This window comes from Flavobacterium zepuense (assembly GCF_007097145.1).
Classification (GTDB): Bacteria; Bacteroidota; Bacteroidia; order Flavobacteriales; family Flavobacteriaceae; genus Flavobacterium; species Flavobacterium zepuense.
The window spans coordinates 137,281-157,069 of sequence record NZ_VJVZ01000004.1 but is presented as its reverse complement, the minus strand read 5'-3'; the positions used below and the strand labels follow the sequence as shown (position 1 = coordinate 157,069).

Annotated in this window: 17 protein-coding genes; 11 read left to right on the top strand and 6 right to left on the bottom strand. The window is 39.7% G+C overall.

The annotated features are described in order from the left end of the window. The first annotated feature begins 80 nt into the window (after positions 1-80). The 5 genes from porK (at position 81) to FMM05_RS07845 (ending at position 5,860) form a co-directional block, all read left to right on the top strand. Positions 81-1,463, top strand: coding sequence for a T9SS ring complex lipoprotein PorK/GldK (gene porK, locus FMM05_RS07865; RefSeq protein WP_143372794.1), 1,383 nt, complete (start codon positions 81-83; stop codon positions 1,461-1,463). 77 nt (positions 1,464-1,540) lie between these two features. After that, positions 1,541-2,173 (top strand): type IX secretion system motor protein PorL/GldL, encoded by a 633-nt coding sequence (porL, locus tag FMM05_RS07860; protein ID WP_394345147.1) that lies wholly within the window; start codon positions 1,541-1,543, stop codon positions 2,171-2,173. Between the two features lie 59 nt (positions 2,174-2,232). After that, entirely contained in the window at positions 2,233-3,783 is a 1,551-nt protein-coding gene (gene porM, locus FMM05_RS07855) for a type IX secretion system motor protein PorM/GldM (RefSeq protein WP_143372793.1), read from the top strand. Between the two features lie 46 nt (positions 3,784-3,829). Further along, positions 3,830-4,756 (top strand): type IX secretion system ring subunit PorN/GldN, encoded by a 927-nt coding sequence (gene porN / locus FMM05_RS07850; protein ID WP_143372792.1) that lies wholly within the window; start codon positions 3,830-3,832, stop codon positions 4,754-4,756. A gap of 63 nt (positions 4,757-4,819) precedes the next feature. Continuing rightward, the gene (locus FMM05_RS07845) at positions 4,820-5,860 is read left to right on the top strand and encodes an NAD(P)/FAD-dependent oxidoreductase (protein ID WP_143372791.1); all 1,041 of its coding nucleotides are present in this window, start codon (positions 4,820-4,822) and stop codon (positions 5,858-5,860) included. On the opposite strand, the gene FMM05_RS07840 is transcribed toward FMM05_RS07845, so the two are convergent. Beyond that, a complete protein-coding gene (locus FMM05_RS07840; protein ID WP_143372790.1) occupies positions 5,850-6,242 on the bottom strand; it encodes a DUF983 domain-containing protein in 393 nt (130 codons plus the stop codon). The two genes, FMM05_RS07845 and FMM05_RS07840, sit on opposite strands and share 11 nt — an antisense overlap. Before the next feature lie 52 nt (positions 6,243-6,294). Here FMM05_RS07840 and abc-f point away from each other — a divergent pair, with 52 nt between their 5' ends. Further along, a complete protein-coding gene (abc-f, locus tag FMM05_RS07835; protein WP_143372789.1) occupies positions 6,295-8,202 on the top strand; it encodes a ribosomal protection-like ABC-F family protein in 1,908 nt (635 codons plus the stop codon). A gap of 53 nt (positions 8,203-8,255) precedes the next feature. Here the strand turns inward: abc-f and FMM05_RS07830 are convergent, their stop codons facing one another. The 4 genes from FMM05_RS07830 to FMM05_RS20960 form a co-directional block, all read right to left on the bottom strand. Then, positions 8,256-10,421, bottom strand: a complete 2,166-nt coding sequence (locus FMM05_RS07830) for a T9SS type A sorting domain-containing protein (RefSeq protein ID WP_143372788.1) — start codon at positions 10,419-10,421, stop codon at positions 8,256-8,258. Between the two features lie 98 nt (positions 10,422-10,519). Then, positions 10,520-11,092 carry a DUF4136 domain-containing protein gene (locus tag FMM05_RS07825; RefSeq protein ID WP_143372787.1) on the bottom strand — a complete coding sequence of 191 codons (573 nt, stop codon included), beginning with the start codon at positions 11,090-11,092 and terminating at the stop codon, positions 10,520-10,522. Between the two features lie 65 nt (positions 11,093-11,157). Then, a complete protein-coding gene (locus FMM05_RS07820; protein ID WP_143372786.1) occupies positions 11,158-13,149 on the bottom strand; it encodes a urocanate hydratase in 1,992 nt (663 codons plus the stop codon). 79 nt (positions 13,150-13,228) lie between these two features. Next, positions 13,229-13,405: a DUF5522 domain-containing protein gene (locus tag FMM05_RS20960; RefSeq protein ID WP_185965530.1), complete on the bottom strand. Its 177-nt coding sequence runs from the start codon at positions 13,403-13,405 to the stop codon at positions 13,229-13,231. Between the two features lie 28 nt (positions 13,406-13,433). Here FMM05_RS20960 and FMM05_RS07815 point away from each other — a divergent pair, with 28 nt between their 5' ends. After that, the gene (locus FMM05_RS07815) at positions 13,434-13,766 is read left to right on the top strand and encodes a hypothetical protein (protein ID WP_143372785.1); all 333 of its coding nucleotides are present in this window, start codon (positions 13,434-13,436) and stop codon (positions 13,764-13,766) included. A gap of 72 nt (positions 13,767-13,838) precedes the next feature. Then, entirely contained in the window at positions 13,839-14,981 is a 1,143-nt protein-coding gene (locus tag FMM05_RS07810; protein ID WP_143372784.1) for a GNAT family N-acetyltransferase, read from the top strand. Here FMM05_RS07810 and FMM05_RS07805 read toward each other — a convergent pair. Next, complete coding sequence (locus tag FMM05_RS07805) at positions 14,974-15,870, bottom strand: diacylglycerol/lipid kinase family protein (protein ID WP_143372783.1); 897 nt, start codon at positions 15,868-15,870, stop codon at positions 14,974-14,976. The two genes, FMM05_RS07810 and FMM05_RS07805, sit on opposite strands and share 8 nt — an antisense overlap. Before the next feature lie 69 nt (positions 15,871-15,939). Between FMM05_RS07805 and FMM05_RS07800 the strand changes: the two genes are divergently transcribed. From FMM05_RS07800 to FMM05_RS07790, 3 genes are all read left to right on the top strand, one after another. Continuing rightward, positions 15,940-16,908: an App1 family protein gene (locus FMM05_RS07800; RefSeq protein WP_143372782.1), complete on the top strand. Its 969-nt coding sequence runs from the start codon at positions 15,940-15,942 to the stop codon at positions 16,906-16,908. 75 nt (positions 16,909-16,983) lie between these two features. After that, a complete protein-coding gene (locus tag FMM05_RS07795) occupies positions 16,984-17,298 on the top strand; it encodes a hypothetical protein (RefSeq protein ID WP_143372781.1) in 315 nt (104 codons plus the stop codon). 723 nt (positions 17,299-18,021) lie between these two features. Beyond that, the gene (locus FMM05_RS07790; RefSeq protein ID WP_143372780.1) at positions 18,022-19,785 is read left to right on the top strand and encodes an aromatic amino acid hydroxylase; all 1,764 of its coding nucleotides are present in this window, start codon (positions 18,022-18,024) and stop codon (positions 19,783-19,785) included. The last annotated feature ends 4 nt before the right edge of the window (positions 19,786-19,789 follow it).

The following is a 19,789-nucleotide window of genomic DNA, read 5'->3' as shown; positions in this document are numbered from 1 at the left end:
TTATGAAAAAAATTGTTTTTTTAAAAATAAATAAATAGGTTTACGCCCTTAAAATAGAATTACATTAATAACCCAATTTTATGAAGAAGTTCATTGCATTAACAGCAACTTTATCATTACTAATCAGCTGTGGTTCCAGTGACCGTGGAGAACTGGTAGGTGTTAAAGGAAAGAAGTGGAGGCCTGAAAAGCCTTATGGTATGACTTTAGTTCCTGGCGGTGCTTACATTATGGGTAAGTCTGACGATGATTTGGCTAATGTTCAGGATGCTCCTACAAAAACGGTAACGGTTCGTGCGTTTTATATGGATGAAACCGAGATTACAAATACCGAATATCGTCAGTTTGTAGAATGGGTTAAAGACTCTACTATAAGGACAAGGCTTGCTATACTTGCAGATGAGCAGGGGCAAACGCCTGGTAGTGGAGGTATAGGTGACTATGCTTTTAACGATGCGGTAGAAGAAGGGGAAGAGAAATCGCCTTATGATACTTATATGTATGAGAATTACTGGAGCCTTGGCGACGGTGATGATATGTATGCCGGACGTAAACTTAACCACAAGCCTAAACTTATTAAGGATCCACAAAAGTATCCGGATGAGTTTTATGTGGAGGTTATGGATTCGATGTACCTTCCTGAATCTGAATCATACAATGGTTTAAGGACTATTGATGTTTCTAAGCTTGTGTTTAGCTACAAGTGGATGGATATTCAGTCTGCTGCAAAAGATAAATCTAAGAATACAAGGGAAAAAAGGAGTAAATACCTTATATCTGAAAAAGTTCAGGTTTACCCTGATACTACTGTTTGGATTAAAGACTTTGCTTACTCATACAATGAGCCTATGCATAATGATTACTTTTGGCATGAAGCGTATGGTTTATATCCTGTAGTAGGTGTAAGCTGGGGTCAGGCAAAAGCATTTTGTGCATGGAGAACGCTTAATAAGAATACGTACCAGAAAGATAAGAAAAGGCTGCAGGTAAACTCATTCCGTTTGCCATCTGAGGCTGAATGGGAGTATGCTGCGCGTGGTGGTATACAAGGTGGTACATTCCCTTGGGGTGGACCGTATGCTAAAAACGACAGGGGCTGTTTCCTTGCTAACTTTAAACCAAACAGGGGCGACTATGCTGCTGATGGTGCATTGTATACTGTCGAGGCTAACTCTTTTGATCCTAACGATTACAACCTGTTTAACATGGCGGGTAACGTTGCAGAGTGGACTGATTCTTCTTATGATGCCAACTCATACGAATATGTGTCTACAATGAACCCTAATGTAACAGACAGGGCTAACAGCCGAAAAGTAATCCGTGGAGGTTCTTGGAAGGATGTGTCTTACTTTCTTCAAACAAGTACAAGGGATTGGGAGTATCGTGATTCTGCAAGGAGCTACATAGGCTTCAGGACAGTTCAGGATTATATGGGTACCCAAAACACTGCTAACGGAGGGTAATTAAATTTTGTAACCAACTCGAATTTTTTGAATATTTTAAATTAATTAACTTAACTAAAAACTAAATTATTTTTATTATGGCACTACCACAAAGAGTTATGAACATGGCCTATGGTCTTGGAGCGGCGGTTGTAATTATCGGAGCACTTTTTAAATTAATGCACTGGCCTGGTGCGAGCGAAATGCTTATTGCAGGTCTTGGTACTGAGGCTTTCATCTTTGCTCTTTCTGCTTTCGAACCTATTCACAAAGAACTTGACTGGTCATTGGTGTATCCTGAATTAGCAGGCGGTGACGCTAAGAAAAAAGAGGTTAAAAAGGAAAACCCGGCTGAAGCTCAGGGTCTTCTTTCTCAAAAACTTGATAACTTACTTAAAGAGGCTAAAATCGACGGCGAACTTATGTCAAGCCTTGGTAACAGCATTAAAAACTTCGAATCTGCTGCAAAAGGAATTGCTCCTACTGTAGATTCTATCTCTTCTCAGAAGAAATACAGCGAAGAAATGTCTACTGCTGCTGCTCAGATGGAATCTCTAAACAGCCTTTACAAAGTTCAGCTTGATAGCGCTGCACGTAATGCAGAAGCTAACAAAGTTATAGCTGAAAACGCTACTAAACTACAAGCGGAAATGACTGCTATGACTAAAAACATTGCTTCACTTAACAATGTTTACGGTGGTATGCTTTCTGCAATGGGAAACAGAGCTTAATTATAGCTAATTAGTAACCAAAATATATTATTTTAACAAAACAACAATACTAATTAGAAATGGCAGGAGGTAAATTAACCCCAAGGCAAAAGATGGTAAACCTGATGTATCTGGTTTTCATCGCTATGATGGCCTTAAATATGTCAAAAGAGGTATTATCCGCTTTTGGCTTGATGAACGAACAGTTTGAGTCTTCTAATAAAGAGGCTACAACAAGTAATGATGGATTATATTCTACTTTAGCAGCTAAAGCTTCTGAAGATGCTGGTCACTACGGCCCGGCTAAACTTGTTGCTGATAAAGTAAAAACTCTTTCTGCTGATTTTTACACATATCTTGAAACTCTTAAGGGTGATGTAACAAAAGAAATCGAAAGGACAGAAAGTGGTAAATTGCCATATGAGGCAATGGATAAAGGTGATAAAATTGATGAAGCCTGGTTTAGTGGTGATGGGTATTCTCAAAAAGGTACTGAAATAGTTAGTACTATTGAGAAATACAAAAACGACATGAAAGCAGCTTTAGGTTCTGAAACTAAATATAAAGCGTTAGTTGCTGAACTTGATAGTAAATTTAATACGGCTGATGTTAAAGATGGCGAAGGTGTTACTAAAAAATACCTTGACTACCATTACAAAGGTTTCCCTGCAATTGCATCATTAACTAAACTTTCTGCACTTCAAAATAATGTTAAAGTTATTGAGGCGTCTGTTTATAATTCTGCATTAGGAAAAGCGGCGGTTGATGCTTCATCAATGTCTAACTATACTGCGCTTGTAGTGTTAGATAAAAACGCTTATTTCCAAGGTGAACAGGTTAAAGGTAAAGTGGTATTAGGTAGGTATGATGAAAATACTAAACCAACATCATTTAAAGGCCCAGGTAAACTTGAAAACGGACAAGCGATAATCAACATGACTGCTGGTGGTATTGGTGAGCAAAACATCAATGGTGAGTTTACTTTCGTTGAAGATGGAAAAACTATTCCTTTAAAATTTGAAGGTAAGTATGTTGTGGTTCCTCGTCCTAACGAAGCTACTATCTCTGCTGATAAAATGAACTCTGTATATCGTGGTGTTGATAACCCAATGACAGTTTCGTTTGCAGGTATATCTGATAACAATGTTACGGCTTCTGCTCCTGGTAGCTTTGGTAAAGCTGGTTCATCAGGTAAATACAACTGGAATGTAACAAGTGTTGCAGGTACAACTGCAGTAATTAGTGTTACAGGAAAAATGAGTGATGGTAAAGCTGTTACATCTAAGAAAACATTTAACGTACGCCCTATCCCTGCTCCGGTACCTTCATTAAGAGGTAAAGAAGGTTCAGGTAAAGGTAATAAGAATGACCTTGCGTCTTCAACTGTTAACGTAGCGTTCCCTGATTTCGTTTTTGATGTAAAAACAACTGTATTGTCTTTTGAATTATTTGTTCCTGGTAACCCTATTATGATAGTTCAGGGTAACAGGTTTGATGCAAAAGCACAGGCTGCTATTGCTAAAACTAAAAGGGGTGATATCGTTACTATCAACAATATTGAAACTAAGATTGAAGGAGCTGGCGGTTACAAACCAAAAAGATCTACTTCATACTCTTGGGAAGTACAATAAATTAGTTTAAAAGAACGTTTTTCTTTTACAGTTTAAAATTAAAATAATGAATAGCAGAAATTTTATAATAGCGGCTTTATTTTTGGCAGGTATGGCTCCGGCTTTCGCCCAGTCTAACCTTCTGAATGCTAAAACACCGGATGAGATAGGCAAGAAAACCGCAGCGCAGGATTCATTGGATCATGATAAGCCTCTACCTTATGGTTATGTAGGAGACAGGGATGTGTTGTTTGCCAAAAAAGTATGGGAAGTGATTGACCTTGATCAGCGTATTAATTTCCCAATGTATTTTCCTGTAGAGGAAACTATGGGCGATGATAGAAAGTCACTATTCAATGTTTTAATCACTGCCATTAAAGATGGTAAGCTGACTGAGGTTTATGCTGATTCGTACTTTACCACCAAAAAAACTGGTGAGGATATACAAAGCGTATTCTTCTTTAAAGAGCTTAACGACTACGGTAGGGAGATAATGAACCAGAACCCTGGTAAAGCTGAGGACGAGTTAAAAACTGCCGGTATCCTTACCGATGAGCACTATACAACTTCTCAGGTTTCTGCTCAGGACGTTACCAAGTACAAAATTGTTGGTACATGGTATTTTGATAAAAGACAGGGTGAGCTTAAATACAGAATACTGGGTATATGCCCAATGGCTGTAGATGCACTTACATTGTTAAGGATGGGCCCAGAGGCAGATCCTATCGAGTTGTTTTGGGTGTTTTATCCTGCAGCACGAGAAATTCTTCATAATGCTAAGTCATTTAATGAGCGTAACTCTGCTGTGCCTATCACCTTTGATCACCTTCTTAACTCAAGGCGCTTTAGCAGTACTATTGTAAAAGAAGAGAACGTTTATGGCGACAGGCTAATAGAACAATACATGAAAGAAAATGCACAAATGCAATTGCTTGAGGCAGAACGTATCAAAGATAAGATACGTAACTTTGAGCAGGATATGTGGAATTACTAACATTTGTTCCTAATTATATAAAAACTCTTACCCTTGTGGTAAGAGTTTTTTATTTTTATACCCATGAAAGATTTTATTATTGTTGGTGGCGGTCTTGCAGGTATAAGCTTTGCTGAAACATGTATACTCAACAACAAAAGCTTTATGCTTATTAGCGATGATTCCCACAACTCAAGCATTGTGGCTGCCGGGCTTTATAATCCGGTTATTTTAAAAAGGTTCAGCCTTCCGCAGGATTCTAAGTTGCATCTGGATTATATGAAACCATTTTACAAAAATGTTGAGCAGCGTATAGGTGCACAAGTTGACTTTCCATTACCTATTTATAGAAAGTTTGCCAGTATAGAGGAGCAAAATATGTGGTTTGAGGCTATGGATAAACCATCCTTGGAACCTTTTTTGAGCAAACATATCATGTCTAAAAAATATGAGTATCTACCGAGTCCGTTTAATTTTGGAGAAGTGCTGGGTACCGGCTATGTTGATACTGCTTCTTTACTGACCAATTATTGTAATTATCTTAATAGTATTGGCGGCTTAATGAGAGAGTGTTTTAATTATGAGGAGTTGGTAGTTTCTGATGATCATGTTTCATATAAAGATATAACGGCAAGGCATATTATTTTTGCAGAAGGTTTTGGACTGCATGCTAATCCGTATTTTAACTATCTGCCGCTTGATGGAACTAAAGGGGAGCTGCTGATTATCCATGCCCTCGATCTTAAGCTGGATGTTGCAGTGAACAGCGGAGTGTTTATTTTACCATTGGGTAATGATCTTTACAAAGTAGGAGCAACGTATGAATGGTATGATAAAACTGCTACTACAACTGAAGCAGGCAGGCAGGAATTGCTTGAAAAAGTGAGCGAACTGATTACATGCGACTATATGGTTGTTAATCATTTAGCGGGTATCAGGCCGACGGTTAAGGACAGGAAATCATTAATTGGTACGCATCACAAATATAAAAACGTACATTTGCTGAATGGTTTAGGGACCCGTGGTGTTATGCTTGGGCCATACATGGCAAAATTGCTGTATGAGTCCATTGAAAACGGAGCAGTTATACCAAGAGAAATTAACCTGAACCGTTTTAAGGTTTAGGCAGGTCTTTCCAATCTTTACGATAGGAAACAAATAAGTTTATCCAGATGTTTCGGGATATTCGCATATCGATAGGCATAAGGATCACAAGGGTGGCAATGATAACAATAAACGATGTTTTAAGGCTGGCTTCTATAAAAACATACGATATAATAAATGCTGCAACGCTAAGTGCAACACCCAAACCATAGCTTACATACATAGCGCCATAAAAAAAGGACGGCTCTATTTTATAATGCAGGCCGCAATGGCTGCAATGCTCGTGCATTTTATACACGTTGCCAAGATTGTAGGGATTTTTGTCTACATACATGCTTTCCTGATGGCAACGCGGACAGGTTCCTGTTAAAATGCTATATAGTTTGGATCCTTTTTTTAACATTTGCAAAATATTTGTGTTTCACAAATTTACGATTTAATAAGACAATAGAATAATGCTTAATATACATAATTTATCGGTATCGTTTGGAGGTACATATTTATTTGAAGAGGTAACCTTTAGGCTTGGTGCCGGAGACAGGGTAGGACTTGTAGGGAAGAATGGCGCGGGAAAATCTACCATGTTGAAAATACTTTCCGGTGACATTAAGCCCGATAGTGGTGTTATTGCGACTGAGAAAGAGGTTAGGATGGGCTTTTTAAGGCAGGATATAGATTTTATTCCAGGCCGTACTGTGCTTGACGAAGCCTACCAGGCTTTTGTAGAGATAAAAAAGGCTGAGGGTAAAATTGAAGAGATCAACCATCAATTAGTTACCCGTACTGATTATGAAAGTGAAGCTTATTCTAAACTTATAGAAGATCTTAGTGATTACACACATCACTACGAGATTTTAGGCGGTTATAACTACCAGGGTGATACCGAGAGGATATTGCTTGGCCTTGGTTTTAAGCGTGAGGATTTTGATCAGCTTACCGATACTTTTTCGGGAGGGTGGCGTATGCGAATTGAGTTGGCTAAACTGTTACTGCAATCTAACGACATCCTGCTTCTGGATGAACCTACCAACCACCTTGATATCGAGAGTATCATTTGGTTGGAATCTTTTTTAAGGACCTATCCAGGCGTTGTGGTAATTGTATCGCACGATAAAATGTTCCTTGATAATGTTACTAACCGAACTATAGAAATCTCGTTAGGCAAGATATACGACTTTAGTAAATCATACAGTGAGTACTTAGTGTTGCGCGATGAGATTCGCGAAAAGCAACTTGCTACACAAAAAAACCAGCAAAAAAGCATTGAACATACCGAGAAGCTTATTGAGAAATTCAGGGCTAAGGCAAGTAAGGCATCAATGGCACAATCGCTTATTAAAAAGCTTGATAAGGTTGAGAGGATAGAGGTTGACGAAGATGATAACTCTGTAATGAATATTTCGTTCCCGGTATCTATGACACCAGGCCGTGTGGTGGTAGAGGCTGAGCATGTTACAAAAAAGTATGGCGAAAAGCTTATCCTTAAAAATATAGACATGCTGGTAGAACGTGGAAGCAAAATTGCTTTTGTGGGTCAGAATGGCCAAGGTAAATCTACTTTTATGAAAGCTTTGGTTAACGAAATTGATTATACCGGGGTTATAAAATTAGGGCACAATGTTCAGTTGGGCTATTTTGCACAAAACCAGGCAGAACACCTTGACGGCGAAATTACTCTTTTGCAAACAATGGAGGATGCCGCTACCGATACCAACCGTAGCAAAGTGCGCGATATGTTAGGGTCATTTCTTTTTAGGGGTGATGATGTAGAGAAGAAAGTTAAGGTGCTATCGGGTGGAGAGCGTAACCGTTTGGCGCTTTGTAAGCTGCTTTTACAGCCTATTAATGTGCTTGTGATGGATGAGCCTACAAATCACCTTGATATTAAATCTAAGAATGTTTTAAAGGCTGCATTGCAAAAATATGAAGGTACGCTGCTGTTGGTTTCCCACGACAGGGATTTCCTTCAGGGAATGTCTAACATTGTGTACGAATTTAAAAACCACAAGATACGTGAGTATTTAGGCGATATCAACTTCTACCTTGAGCAACGCAATATGCAGAATATGCGCGAGGTTGAAAAGAAAGATGTGGTTAAGGATGCGCCTAAAGTGGTTAAACAACCATTATCTTACGAAGAACAAAAGAAAGGTAAAACCCTGCAAAATAAACTGAGCAAGGTAGAAAGCCTGATTAAGGAACTGGAAAGGGAAATTCAGAAAGACGACCGCGTTTTAGCCGAACACCCGGAAAAACTTACAGGCGATGCGTCGTTTTTTGCAGCCTACGAGAAAAAGAAAAAGGAACTGGACAAGCTCATGATAGAATGGGAGCAGGTTCAGGAAGAAATAGAAAATAGCTAAAATTGCAAAAGCCTCACAAACGTGAGGCTTTTGCAATTAGAACCTGTACTAAATTATTCTACCATTACCTTTTCTACTTTAGTGCCTTTTTCAGTAGTGATTTTAAGGAAGTATAAGCCTTTGGCACGTCCGGAAACATCTACGATTGCTTTGTTACCATTACCGGAAATTGCCTGTAGCAACCTTCCCTGAATATCATACAACTGCATTGAATTTATTGCAGAATCAGTTTGTATATTAATTACAGCATTTGCCGGGTTAGGATATATTTTAACTGATTGGTCTACTACAAAATCTCTGGTGTTTAGTACACCAAAAACGGTATTAGCCTCATTGGTCAGGACAGGCCAGTTATAGTCAAAATAAATATCGGCTTGTTGTGTAACCTCAGAATTTACCGACAGTGTGCCTAATGTCTTTATTTTGAATAATACGTTGCCTTTACCCCCGGCAGCCAGGTTAATATTATTAAATATAAACTCAGCCTTATTACCCGTAACTCTTGCTTCCATATTATGAGAAACATTTATAAGTTGCAAACTTGCAATATCATATTTAGCAGCATCTATAATATCTTTAACTACTATAAAAGTTGCCGGGGCTGTACCCGTATTCTCAAAATTAATATTGTAGTGCAGGTAGTCTCCTATTTTATCAGGGTTAACTAAGCTGCCCTGAAGACAGGTAATATCGTTAGGATCGTAAGAACCTACAACTGTTTGTTTAAGCGCAAAAGTGTTATTACCCGGTGTCATGTCGCCATCTATAGGGTTAGCAACTGCGGTAAGATTCAATACATCGTTAATATTAACTGGCGGAGTTTCCATAGGGCTATTTACATTAAGCGTAAGTAGTATTTCCCTGCTCTCATAAAATTGTAAATCACTATAGCTCCAAATAATTTCGCCAATATTAGCTGAGCTTTCAACAGAAGTGGCTGACACATAATCAAGTAATGCGTCATCATAAGTGAAAATTATATTTCCGCTAAGCGTTTGATTGCCTTTATTAGTATATACTATTTTATAAACAGCATTAAAGCCCGGTTGTGGTAGCTGAAGAGGAATAAGTGCGATTTCAACATCGGGGTGAGTACCTATTGGAGTTAAGCAAAAATTTTGTGTTGAAGTATTATCATTATTGTCCAGAAAAGAGACGCTCGCTGTAGCAGGATTTACTTCAAATAGGCTTGTGTTTACCTGAGGCGTAAGCGTATAAGTACCTGCGCCCGGATAAAATTTGTAAACATTACTGTTACTAAAAACAGTACCTACCTCGCTGTTACCGTTAATAGTTATTGAGGAATACCCTAAAAGTTCAGTGGCATCCTCGCAACTTCCGCTCTCATTTAAATATAGTGAACCGGTTATTGTATTATGACTCCCTCCTGGCTCAAAAGTACAATAGGGACTCAGGAATATCCAAGGAGCAAAGCTGTTTTCCGTGAATGTAACCTCTTCCCCTTCATCAATACAGATATAGCAGTGATATAAAGGATTACCATCAGTTATGTAAACAAAATCCATATAGTCTTCAGCGAAATCGGTATCTCCATTCTTTAAATTAACGTGTACATCATGGCTTGCATTTCCTAAGTTAATTTCAGCACCTATAAGAGCAGTGCACTGGCTTAAATCTAAATTTGTTAAACTGGTAGACCATACATATAAATATTTAAGATGCGGTTTATAGCCAATCTGCAAATCATTAAAAAGGTAGCTGTCTAAAAAGGCAGTTTCAAGATTTTCCGCCCCTGTCAAATCAAGGCTTACTATAGGTGCCTGTAAAAAATCGATTGTTTTAAGGTTTGGCATATACCCAGTAATCACATTAGATGTGCTACTGGCAAAAATTGTAAAGTTTTCGAGGGTTGGAAGCATTGAAACATCAATAGTTGCAACACTTGTACGAAGGTTAAGGTCCTTAATGTTCTGAAATGATGACAAATCTAATTCTGTAAGAGATAGTACATGAAGAAACAATGATGTGATATGTGTGAAAGCTTCTATTCCAATTACCGATGAATAATAATTTGCACTTAAACTTAAATGTGTAGCTGACTGTGCCTCATCAACCTGTATCTCGCCATCGTTGTTTACATCAAGCTCAGGTTGATAAAATAGTATATCATCCTTCAATTCCGGGTCTGCAAAGATTACTGTTTGGGCATCAATACATGACGTTACACAAAGAAATAAAACGAGGAAAGTTGTTTTCATTACTTAAGGCAATTTTAGGGCTAATATACTATAATTCCTGATATGTACTAAAACAAAAAAACCTCACAAACGTGAGGTTTTTTAATATCGTGGTAAGATTATTTCTTATCTTTTTGCGGAGGGAACTCTGCAATTATTTTTTCTACAAATTCATTAATGCGGTCTTGCTTTTTGTTACGGTCCTGGGTTAATACTCCTGAACCTGCGCCTTGCCAAACAAGGTCTTTTTTAGAAGCATCTATAAGATCAATATACAGCGTACCCTGGGTAGTAGTGCTAACCGAAGTATAGTTACCACCCCAGCCCCACGGGCCGCCCCAACCCCAACCGGGACTCCAGCCGCTCCAGCCGTAGCCAAAACCCATACCGTAACCGCCAAAATTGTTAACGTTAACCTCTTTATTGGCATCGGTAAAAATATTGACCAAAACATCGGGCTTTTCGCTTTTGGTAAGGCCTTTTTTAGCAAATTCTACATCTATGGCGCGTAGTATCCTTTTTTTGTCAAGGTCGGATATCTCGGCCTTATCCACGCCATCTTTTAAATAACCGTAGGTTTTATATTGGGCAAAATCAACCGAATCATCATAATCGGCTGCCACCCTTACCGATGAGCACGATGCTGCAACGGCGGTAATAAATAACAATGAGAGCAATTTTATTGTCTTCATGATTTAAATAGAATTAGTTGTTCATAGCAATTACATCTCAACATATACAACCATCCTTTTTTGTACTATGAATTTAGCAATGCATCATCTACTAAATTAGGCAGGGTAACTTTTAAGAGCGGCTCTTTTTCCATGGCCCGTTTTATAGCAAAAACAGCCTCCTCATTCCTTGCCCAGCTTCGCCTTGCAATACCGTTGTTCACATCCCAGAAAAGCATTGATTCTAAACGCCTTGACGCTTCGGTAGAACCATCAAGAACCATACCAAAGCCACCGTTAATAACCTCGCCCCAGCCTACGCCGCCGCCGTTATGTATACTAACCCAGGTAGCGCCCCTAAAGCTGTCGCCTATAACATTTTGGATGGCCATATCAGCTGTAAAGCGCGACCCATCGTAAATGTTAGAAGTTTCTCGGTACGGCGAGTCGGTTCCGCTCACATCATGATGGTCGCGGCCTAAAATTACAAGCCCGATTTCGCCATTGGCAATAGCCTTATTAAACGCATGGGCTATGTTGATGCGGCCTTCGGCATCGGCATATAAAATACGTGCCTGAGAGCCTACCACCAGCTTATTTTCCTGTGCGCCTTTAATCCATTTTATGTTATCCTGCATTTGTTGTTTAATCTCGTCTGGAGCCGTCTTTGCCATCTCTTCTAAGACAGCCGCTGCTATAGCATCGGTCTTGGCAAGGTCTTCGGGTTTGCCCGATGCACACACCCATCTAAACGGACCAAAACCATAATCAAAACACATCGGCCCCATAATATCCTGAACATAGCTTGGGTATTTAAAGTTAATACCGTCTGCCGCCATAATATCGGCGCCTGCGCGCGATGCTTCCAGTAAAAAAGCATTACCATAGTCAAAAAAGTAAGTACCCTTTGCTGTGTGCTTATTAATAGCATCGGCCTGCCTGCGCAGTGATTCCTGAACTTTATCTTTAAACGCAGCAGGATCTTCGGCCATAAGCCGGTTCGATTCTTCCAGGCTTATCCCAACCGGATAATAACCACCTGCCCACGGGTTGTGCAACGATGTTTGGTCGCTACCTAAATCGACATATATATTAGCTTCATCAAATTTTTCCCAAACCTCTACCACGTTACCCTGGTAGGCTATAGAAACTACTTCTTTATTGGCTTTTGCTAATTTTACGCGTTCTACAAGCGCATCGGCATCGGTAATAACTTCGTCTACCCATCCTTGCGAATGGCGCGTATTTACCGCTTTAGGGTTAACCTCGGCACAAACGGTAATGCAGCCTGCTATGTTACCGGCTTTGGGCTGGGCACCGCTCATACCACCAAGTCCGCTTGTTACAAACACTTTACCTTCCAGCCCTTCACCGTTTTTGGCTATTTTTCGTCCGCCATTTAATACTGTAATGGTAGTACCGTGCACGATACCTTGCGGACCAATATACATATAGCTACCGGCCGTCATTTGGCCGTATTGCGATACACCCAGTGCGTTGAATTTTTCCCAGTCATCAGGTTTTGAATAATTCGGAATTACCATACCGTTAGTTACCACTACCCTTGGCGCTTCCTTATGCGACGGGAACAACCCCATAGGATGCCCGCTGTACATAGCAAGGGTTTGCTCTTCGGTCATTTCGCTAAGGTATTTCATGGTAAGTCTGTACTGTGCCCAGTTGCTAAACACCGCACCGTTACCACCATAAGTAATAAGTTCTTGCGGGTGCTGCGCCACGGCATAATCAAGGTTATTTTGTATCATGAGCATAATGGCCTTAGCCTGCTCACATTTACCCGGATACTCATCAATTGGTCGGGAATACATTTTATAGTCCGGGCGAAGGCGGTACATGTAAATGCGCCCGTACGTATCCAGCTCCTCTGCGAACTCTTTAATAAGTTCGGCATGGTGCTGCGGCTCAAAATAGCGTAACGCGTTGCGCAATGCCAGTTTTTTCTCCTCGGCACTTAATATGTCTTTACGCTTTGGTGCGTGGTTAATAGCAGGGTCATACGGTTTTGGCTGTGGTAAAACTGCCGGTATACCCTCTTGTATTTGTTCGTGAAACGTCATGTTTGTTAGTTTGCAGTCTCAGTCACAGTTTACAGTAGCGCCGCAAACTGCGACTGAGACTGTTCACTTTTACTGAACACTATTTTCTTAAATTTCCTGTTTTTTTATCAAAGCCGTACGGGCAGTGGCGGCAGCCGCTTTTACAGCAGTAGCCCCTTTTTAAATGAAATTTTTCGGTAAAGACCTTATACCCTTCCGGAGATAGGTAATAATCTTCGCCTTCTATTAATTTATTTCCCGAAATTTGGTCGCTCATACGCACAAATTTAGCAACTTTACATATAATGATAGTCATTACCTCTAAATATTTAATACCACAGGGTTATACAGCTATGGCGCTGTATCCTTTTATTATTGTGAGGGATGCCCGGCTTGCCAACAGTGCCACTTTACTAAACCACGAATGCATACACCTACGACAACAGGCAGAAATGCTCATACTGCCCTTTTATATTTGGTATATTTCAGAATATTTTATTCGGCTTATACGATACCATGACCGCAAACGGGCGTATAGAAATATTTGTTTTGAACGCGAGGCTTACGCCAATGAGAGTAATCTTAACTATTTAGGACAAAGGCCGTTTTGGGGATTTTTGAAATACATAAAAACTTGATTGAACTTTACAACAAAACCACTGCAATTATATTACCGTAACTTTACCGCGCTATCAGTATACAGCATAATTTTGGAACCAAAACTTTATTTTAAAATATATACCCGGTCGGAAACTTCACCTGCTGAATGGGATACCCTAGCCCAAAGCAACATATTTTTATCGCGCAATTACCTGAGCGTTTTAGAAAAGTCGGCTCCCGAAAATATGGAATGCCATTTTATAGGCCTGTTTAAAAATGATACCCTTTGCGGGATAGCCCTTGCCCAGTATATAAATTTAAGCCGTGTAAACACTTTTGTAGAGGAAAAACAGTCGTTCTCCCTCAAAGAGTACCTGTTTAAAAGGTTTACATCGCAAACGCTGGTTATTGGCAACAATACCCTTACGGGACAAAATGCTTATCTGTTTAGCGATGCCACTACCGAAATTGAGGGACTCCAACTTTTAGAACAGGCACTTACAGCCTTAAAAAAACAATACAAGCGTAAAGGCATCCGCATTAACCTGCTTGCCATAAAAGATTTCAATACGGCTGAATTACCCAACTTTAAAGCAGCCGGATTTAAAGGGTATTATACGTTTTGCACGCAGCCTAATATGATATTTACAATCCGCGAAAATTGGAATAGCATAGACGATTACCTGGCCGACCTTTCTACCAAATACAGAACGCAGTACAATCGCGCCCGTAAAAAAGCCGATGGTATTGAGAAGAAGAAATTATCTGAAACTGAGATTCATCAAAACCGTGAACGCATCTACCAACTGTATTTAACGGTTGCAGGTAATGCATCGTTTAACACCTTTCACTTGCCCGAAAACCATTTTGAGGTTTTTAAGCAACAACTGGACAGCGACTTTTTATTTTACGGATATTTTTTAGATGATGAGTTGATAGGCTTTAACACGCTGATAAAAAACGGTCCCGATATGGACACCTATTTTTTAGGATATGATGCCACGCTTCAAAAAGAAAAAATGCTGTACCTAAATATGCTGTATGACATGGTAAGTTATGCTATAAAGAAAAAGTTTAAGCACATTATTTTTGCCCGATCGGCCATGGAAATTAAAAGTTCAGTTGGGGCTGTAGCCGAAGAGGTTTACGGCATCATAAAGCACACCAACCCCATCATCAACCTTTTTACCGGCAGGCTTTTTACTTATTTTGACCCCATTATTTCATGGAAGCCCCGCAGCCCGTTTAAATAATCGCCTCTGGCTTTGGTATGGCAACGCGCATCTGTTTGGGTAGTATGATAACATCAAGATTATCTTCCTCACCGCAAAACTCCCCATCTATCTGAAAGCTAACTGGCCTGTTTGTGGTTATTTGTGCAGCATCGGTACTAATAATTTCAACAGCATCCGGATTATCCAACGGCATATTACCGGCCATAATTTTGCCTACCAAAAGCAGGTCGAGGTTTTTAAGTATTACAATTTCAAATTTACCGTCGTCCATAACGCCAATTGGGTTAATGGTCACGCCTGTACCATATTTTTGGCTGTTGGCAATAACAATCATGCGCGCCTCAGTCTCAATAGTCTTTTCTTTGGTAACGATGGTCGCCATAAAAGGTTCCTTCATATCGCTTAGCGTGTTTATAGCCTGTAAGGCATAACCCAGCTTGCCACGAATAGTTCCGCCTTCATAGTTCTTAATCAGTTCGGCATTGGCGCCAATATCGCTTAAATGCAGGCTTTTTTTGCCGTTAATGCATATCATGTCCATTTCCATATAATCGTTATGGAAAGCTATCTCTAAATTCTCCTGGAGGTCGTTTGGTAATTGCAAATCTACCGATAACCCGTTAGCCGATCCGGCAGGTAGCACGCCAATAATAACATCGTGGTGTTCTACAGCTTCGGCAGCTATTTTAATAGTACCATCGCCCCCGGCAACAAGCATGCGCTCCGGTTTGTGTTCGTCGTAAAGGTTTTTTATTGCCGTTTCATCATCTTCGCCCGTGGTTTCATATTCAATTAGTTCTATACCTTCTTTTAGTGCAAATTCCTTTGTAGCCGCAACAAGCTGAGCCTTATCGTTTCCGCCGGCAATAGGGTTAATTATAAGCAAAAATTTCTTTTTGGTCTGCATTTTTCCTTTTTTTTGAATAAATTTAGGTAAAATAGAATGGTCAGTATCTTATCAAACCTATAAATTTTTATGAAGCCAATTTTAAAATTATACCGCGGATATGCCAACGACCAGGAATTTATAGTTTTTGGGCACGTATTTAAGCAAAGTACCGCCGGGAATTATGAGTTTGAAAAAAAACGCTTTAAAAATGCGCGCTCCATACTGCGTATGTTCCTCATAAAAACCATTGCTAATGCCGATATTTACCTGGAGCATAACGGCACCCGCATACACACCAAAAGTTTAAAAGACGGCTATTTTAAATTTTGTATCCCCATTAAAGAAGAGCTGGCGCACGGCTGGGCCGATTATTATGTTAGTACCTTTTATGAAGGCGAAGAAATACGTGAGAAGGGAACTTATATTCGCCCATATGAGGGCGACCTTGGCTTTATAAGCGATATTGATGATACCTTTTTAGTGTCGCATACGCGTAATATGTTCAAAAAAATATACATCCTGCTTTGGAAGAATATCAATAAACGGAAGATATTTGAAGGTGTTGTACCCCACTACCAGGCGCTGAGCACTTCCGGCCGCAATAAAAAGGATGAACTGAATGCCTTTTTTTACGTTTCCAGCAGCGAGTGGAACCTATACAAGTTTATTGTAAAGTTTACCGAAAAGCATGAACTGCCACGGGCCGTTTTACTACTTAAAGATATTAAAACAAGCCTGATGGATTTTTTTGTAACAGGCCGTGGCAACCACAACCATAAATTTGACAAAATAAAGCACATACTGGAGTTTTATCCGCACCTGCAATACACCCTTTTGGGTGACGACTCACAGCACGACCCGTTTTTATACGAAGATGTATGCAAAATATTTCCGGTAACAGTTAAGGCCGTGTACATAAGGCAGACAGGGCACTCAAAAAAAGAAAAGGCAATTTTAGCGATTAAAAATATAGAAAGTATGGGTGTGGCAACCTGTTATTTTAAAGATAGCAGCGAAGCAATTGAACATTCTAAGCGTATTGGGCTTATAACATAACTTTATGTTTATCTTAAGTATTAGTACGATTTAATTGGTTAATTTTAGGATATAAACACAATTAAACTAATACTTATGAAAAAGGTTGTAATGATGTCGGGCCTTGCCATACTGCTTATGGCTTCCTGCAAAAAGAATGAAACACCACCACCAACTCCGCCCCCGGTAGAAAACCCCGCGCCACCGGTAACTCCTGAGCCGCAAACGCCCGTTACCCCGGTAAAAACTACCACTACCACCACAACTACCACACAAGAAAAAGATCCTGATGGAACCTCTATAAGTGTTAATGGCGATGGCGTATCGTTTAAAAAGAAAAATGGCGAAAAAGTAAATGATGTAACTGTTTCTAAAAAGAAAACCGAGGTTACAATTCAAACTACTGAATAATAGTACAAACTATCAATTTATAACCTCCAAAAGTTCTATACTTTGGGGGTATTTTTTTATGGAAAGATATTTTATAATGTTTTTTATTTTTTTCACGCAACCTTTTTACTTTTTAAAAGACTATAATATAAAACCACAAATTGCTATGGTACTGTTGCAATGTGCAGGGCAGGTTTAGCTGGCAGGCTAACCCGTTCAGGAAAATAAATGTCTGAAGATATTTTTTCCAATGCACATAGTAATGATTTATATAGATAGCAACCGGAAAAGGAGTTACGGTTGATAATAAATCAAAAACTAATTCCCTACTACTAAACTAGATCCTGAAGCGCACCCCATAAAGGTGCGCTTCTTTTTTTGTTTACCTACAAAAAGGCGGCCTTCCGCTCAATTAAATTTTATGGTGGCTTTATAGGATTACTTTTGAGGAAGTAATTAAATATTAAAAGGTTTTAAGTTTTTAATTTGTGATAATCATTATCCTTTTGATGTTGCTTATACTGATTGTGGCGGTTGGGAGGAGAACCATTACAACAGCACGTATATACTAACTCAGTTTAATTACTTTATACAGTAAGGCCGCAGCAATTTGTTGCGGCTTTCTTGTTTTGTATAATTTGTAACAGAAAGTTTATTGTGTCAAAAATTAAAATATAAACTTTATGTTTTATTGCTACTATATGAGAATTTCGTAATTTTACGAAGTGACTAACACGTAAATTCATGGATGCATCTTTTGAAAGCAACCCGCTTATAGACCGGTTGCCAAAGCACTTAAGGCAGTTTATTAAACCGCAGGATTATACCGACTATACCCCTATAAACCAGGCGGTATGGCGCTATGTTATGCGCAAAAATGTAGATTACCTAAGCAGGGTGGCACACAACTCTTATCTTGACGGACTTAAAAAAACCGGTATAGAGATAGAGAATATACCCAGCATGTATGGTATGAACCGCATTCTTGAAGAAATTGGCTGGGCAGCCGTGGCAGTAGACGGTTTTATACCGCCTAATGCATTTATGGAGTTTCAGGCGTATAATGTGCTTGTAATTGCAAGCGACATCCGTCAGCTTGAACATATAGAATATACACCCGCACCCGATATTATTCACGAGGGAGCAGGGCATGCACCCATTATTGCCAATCCTGAGTATGCCGAATACCTTAGGCGTTTTGGAGAGATCGGCTGTAAGGCCATTTCATCGGCAAGGGATTATGAAATCTACGAAGCAATACGCTTATTATCGATACTAAAAGAGGCCGAAGGCACGCCACAGGCTGATATTGATGCGATTGAGAAAAAGGTGGAAGACCTGCAAAACGATACATCGGAAGAACCATCTGAAATGGCGCTTATCCGTAACCTGCACTGGTGGACGGTGGAGTACGGACTAATAGGAACTGTTGAAGACCCTAAAATTTACGGTGCAGGCCTGCTTTCATCTATTGGTGAGAGCGCCTGGTGCATGACCGATAATGTAAAAAAACTGCCATATGATATTAACGCTGCTTACCAAAGCTTTGATATTACCAAGCTACAGCCGCAGCTTTTTGTAACGCCTGATTTTGCTCATCTTAGCCTGGTGTTGGAAGAGTTTGCCAATAAAATGGCGTTGCGCACGGGTGGATTATCCGGTGTGGAGAAACTGATTAAATCTAAAGCATTAGGAACGGTTGAGTTAAGTACCGGCATACAAATAAGCGGTGTGTTTACTAATGTAATTGAGGAAAATGGCAAACCGGTTTACCTGCAAACCACCGGTAAAACGGCATTATCGCATCGTGAAAAGGAGTTAGTGGGCCACGATACTTCATACCATGCCGAAGGTTTTGGCGGCCCTGTAGGCAAGCTTAAAGGCATTAACCTGGCGATTGAAGATATGAGTCCGCGCGACCTTAAAGCTTACGATATTTACGAAGGGTTAAGGGTAACGCTGGAATTTGAAGGCGATATTACCGTTAGTGGTGAAATTATTACCGGTACACGTAACCTTCAGGGTAAGATCATATTAATAAGTTTTAAAGACTGTACAGTTAAGCATAACGATACTGTGCTGTTTATGCCGGAGTGGGGTATTTATGATATGGCTGTGGGTAAAAAAGTGATTTCTGCTTTTTCCGGCCCTGCCGATGTTAACAGTTTCGACTTAGTGAACCATGTGCCATCGAGTAAAACCATAAAAGCAGCAAGATCTGACGAGAGGGAAGCGCTGGAAAACCTTTATGCTGCCATAAGGAATATAAGGGAAGGTAAAGAAGCAGGCTTCACCATTGCGGATGTATTTACGTCGCTAAAAAATAACCATCCTAACGACTGGCTGCTTTCGGTAGAAATTGCCGAGCTGCTGCACAAACAAAACGATGATGTTTTGTTACCACAAGTTTTAGAGTATTTGGATAATTTAAAAATTAAACGCCCTAAGGTTGCCCATCTTATAGACGGCGGCCTCGAACTGATATTTGAAAAAGAAAGTGTAAATTAAATTT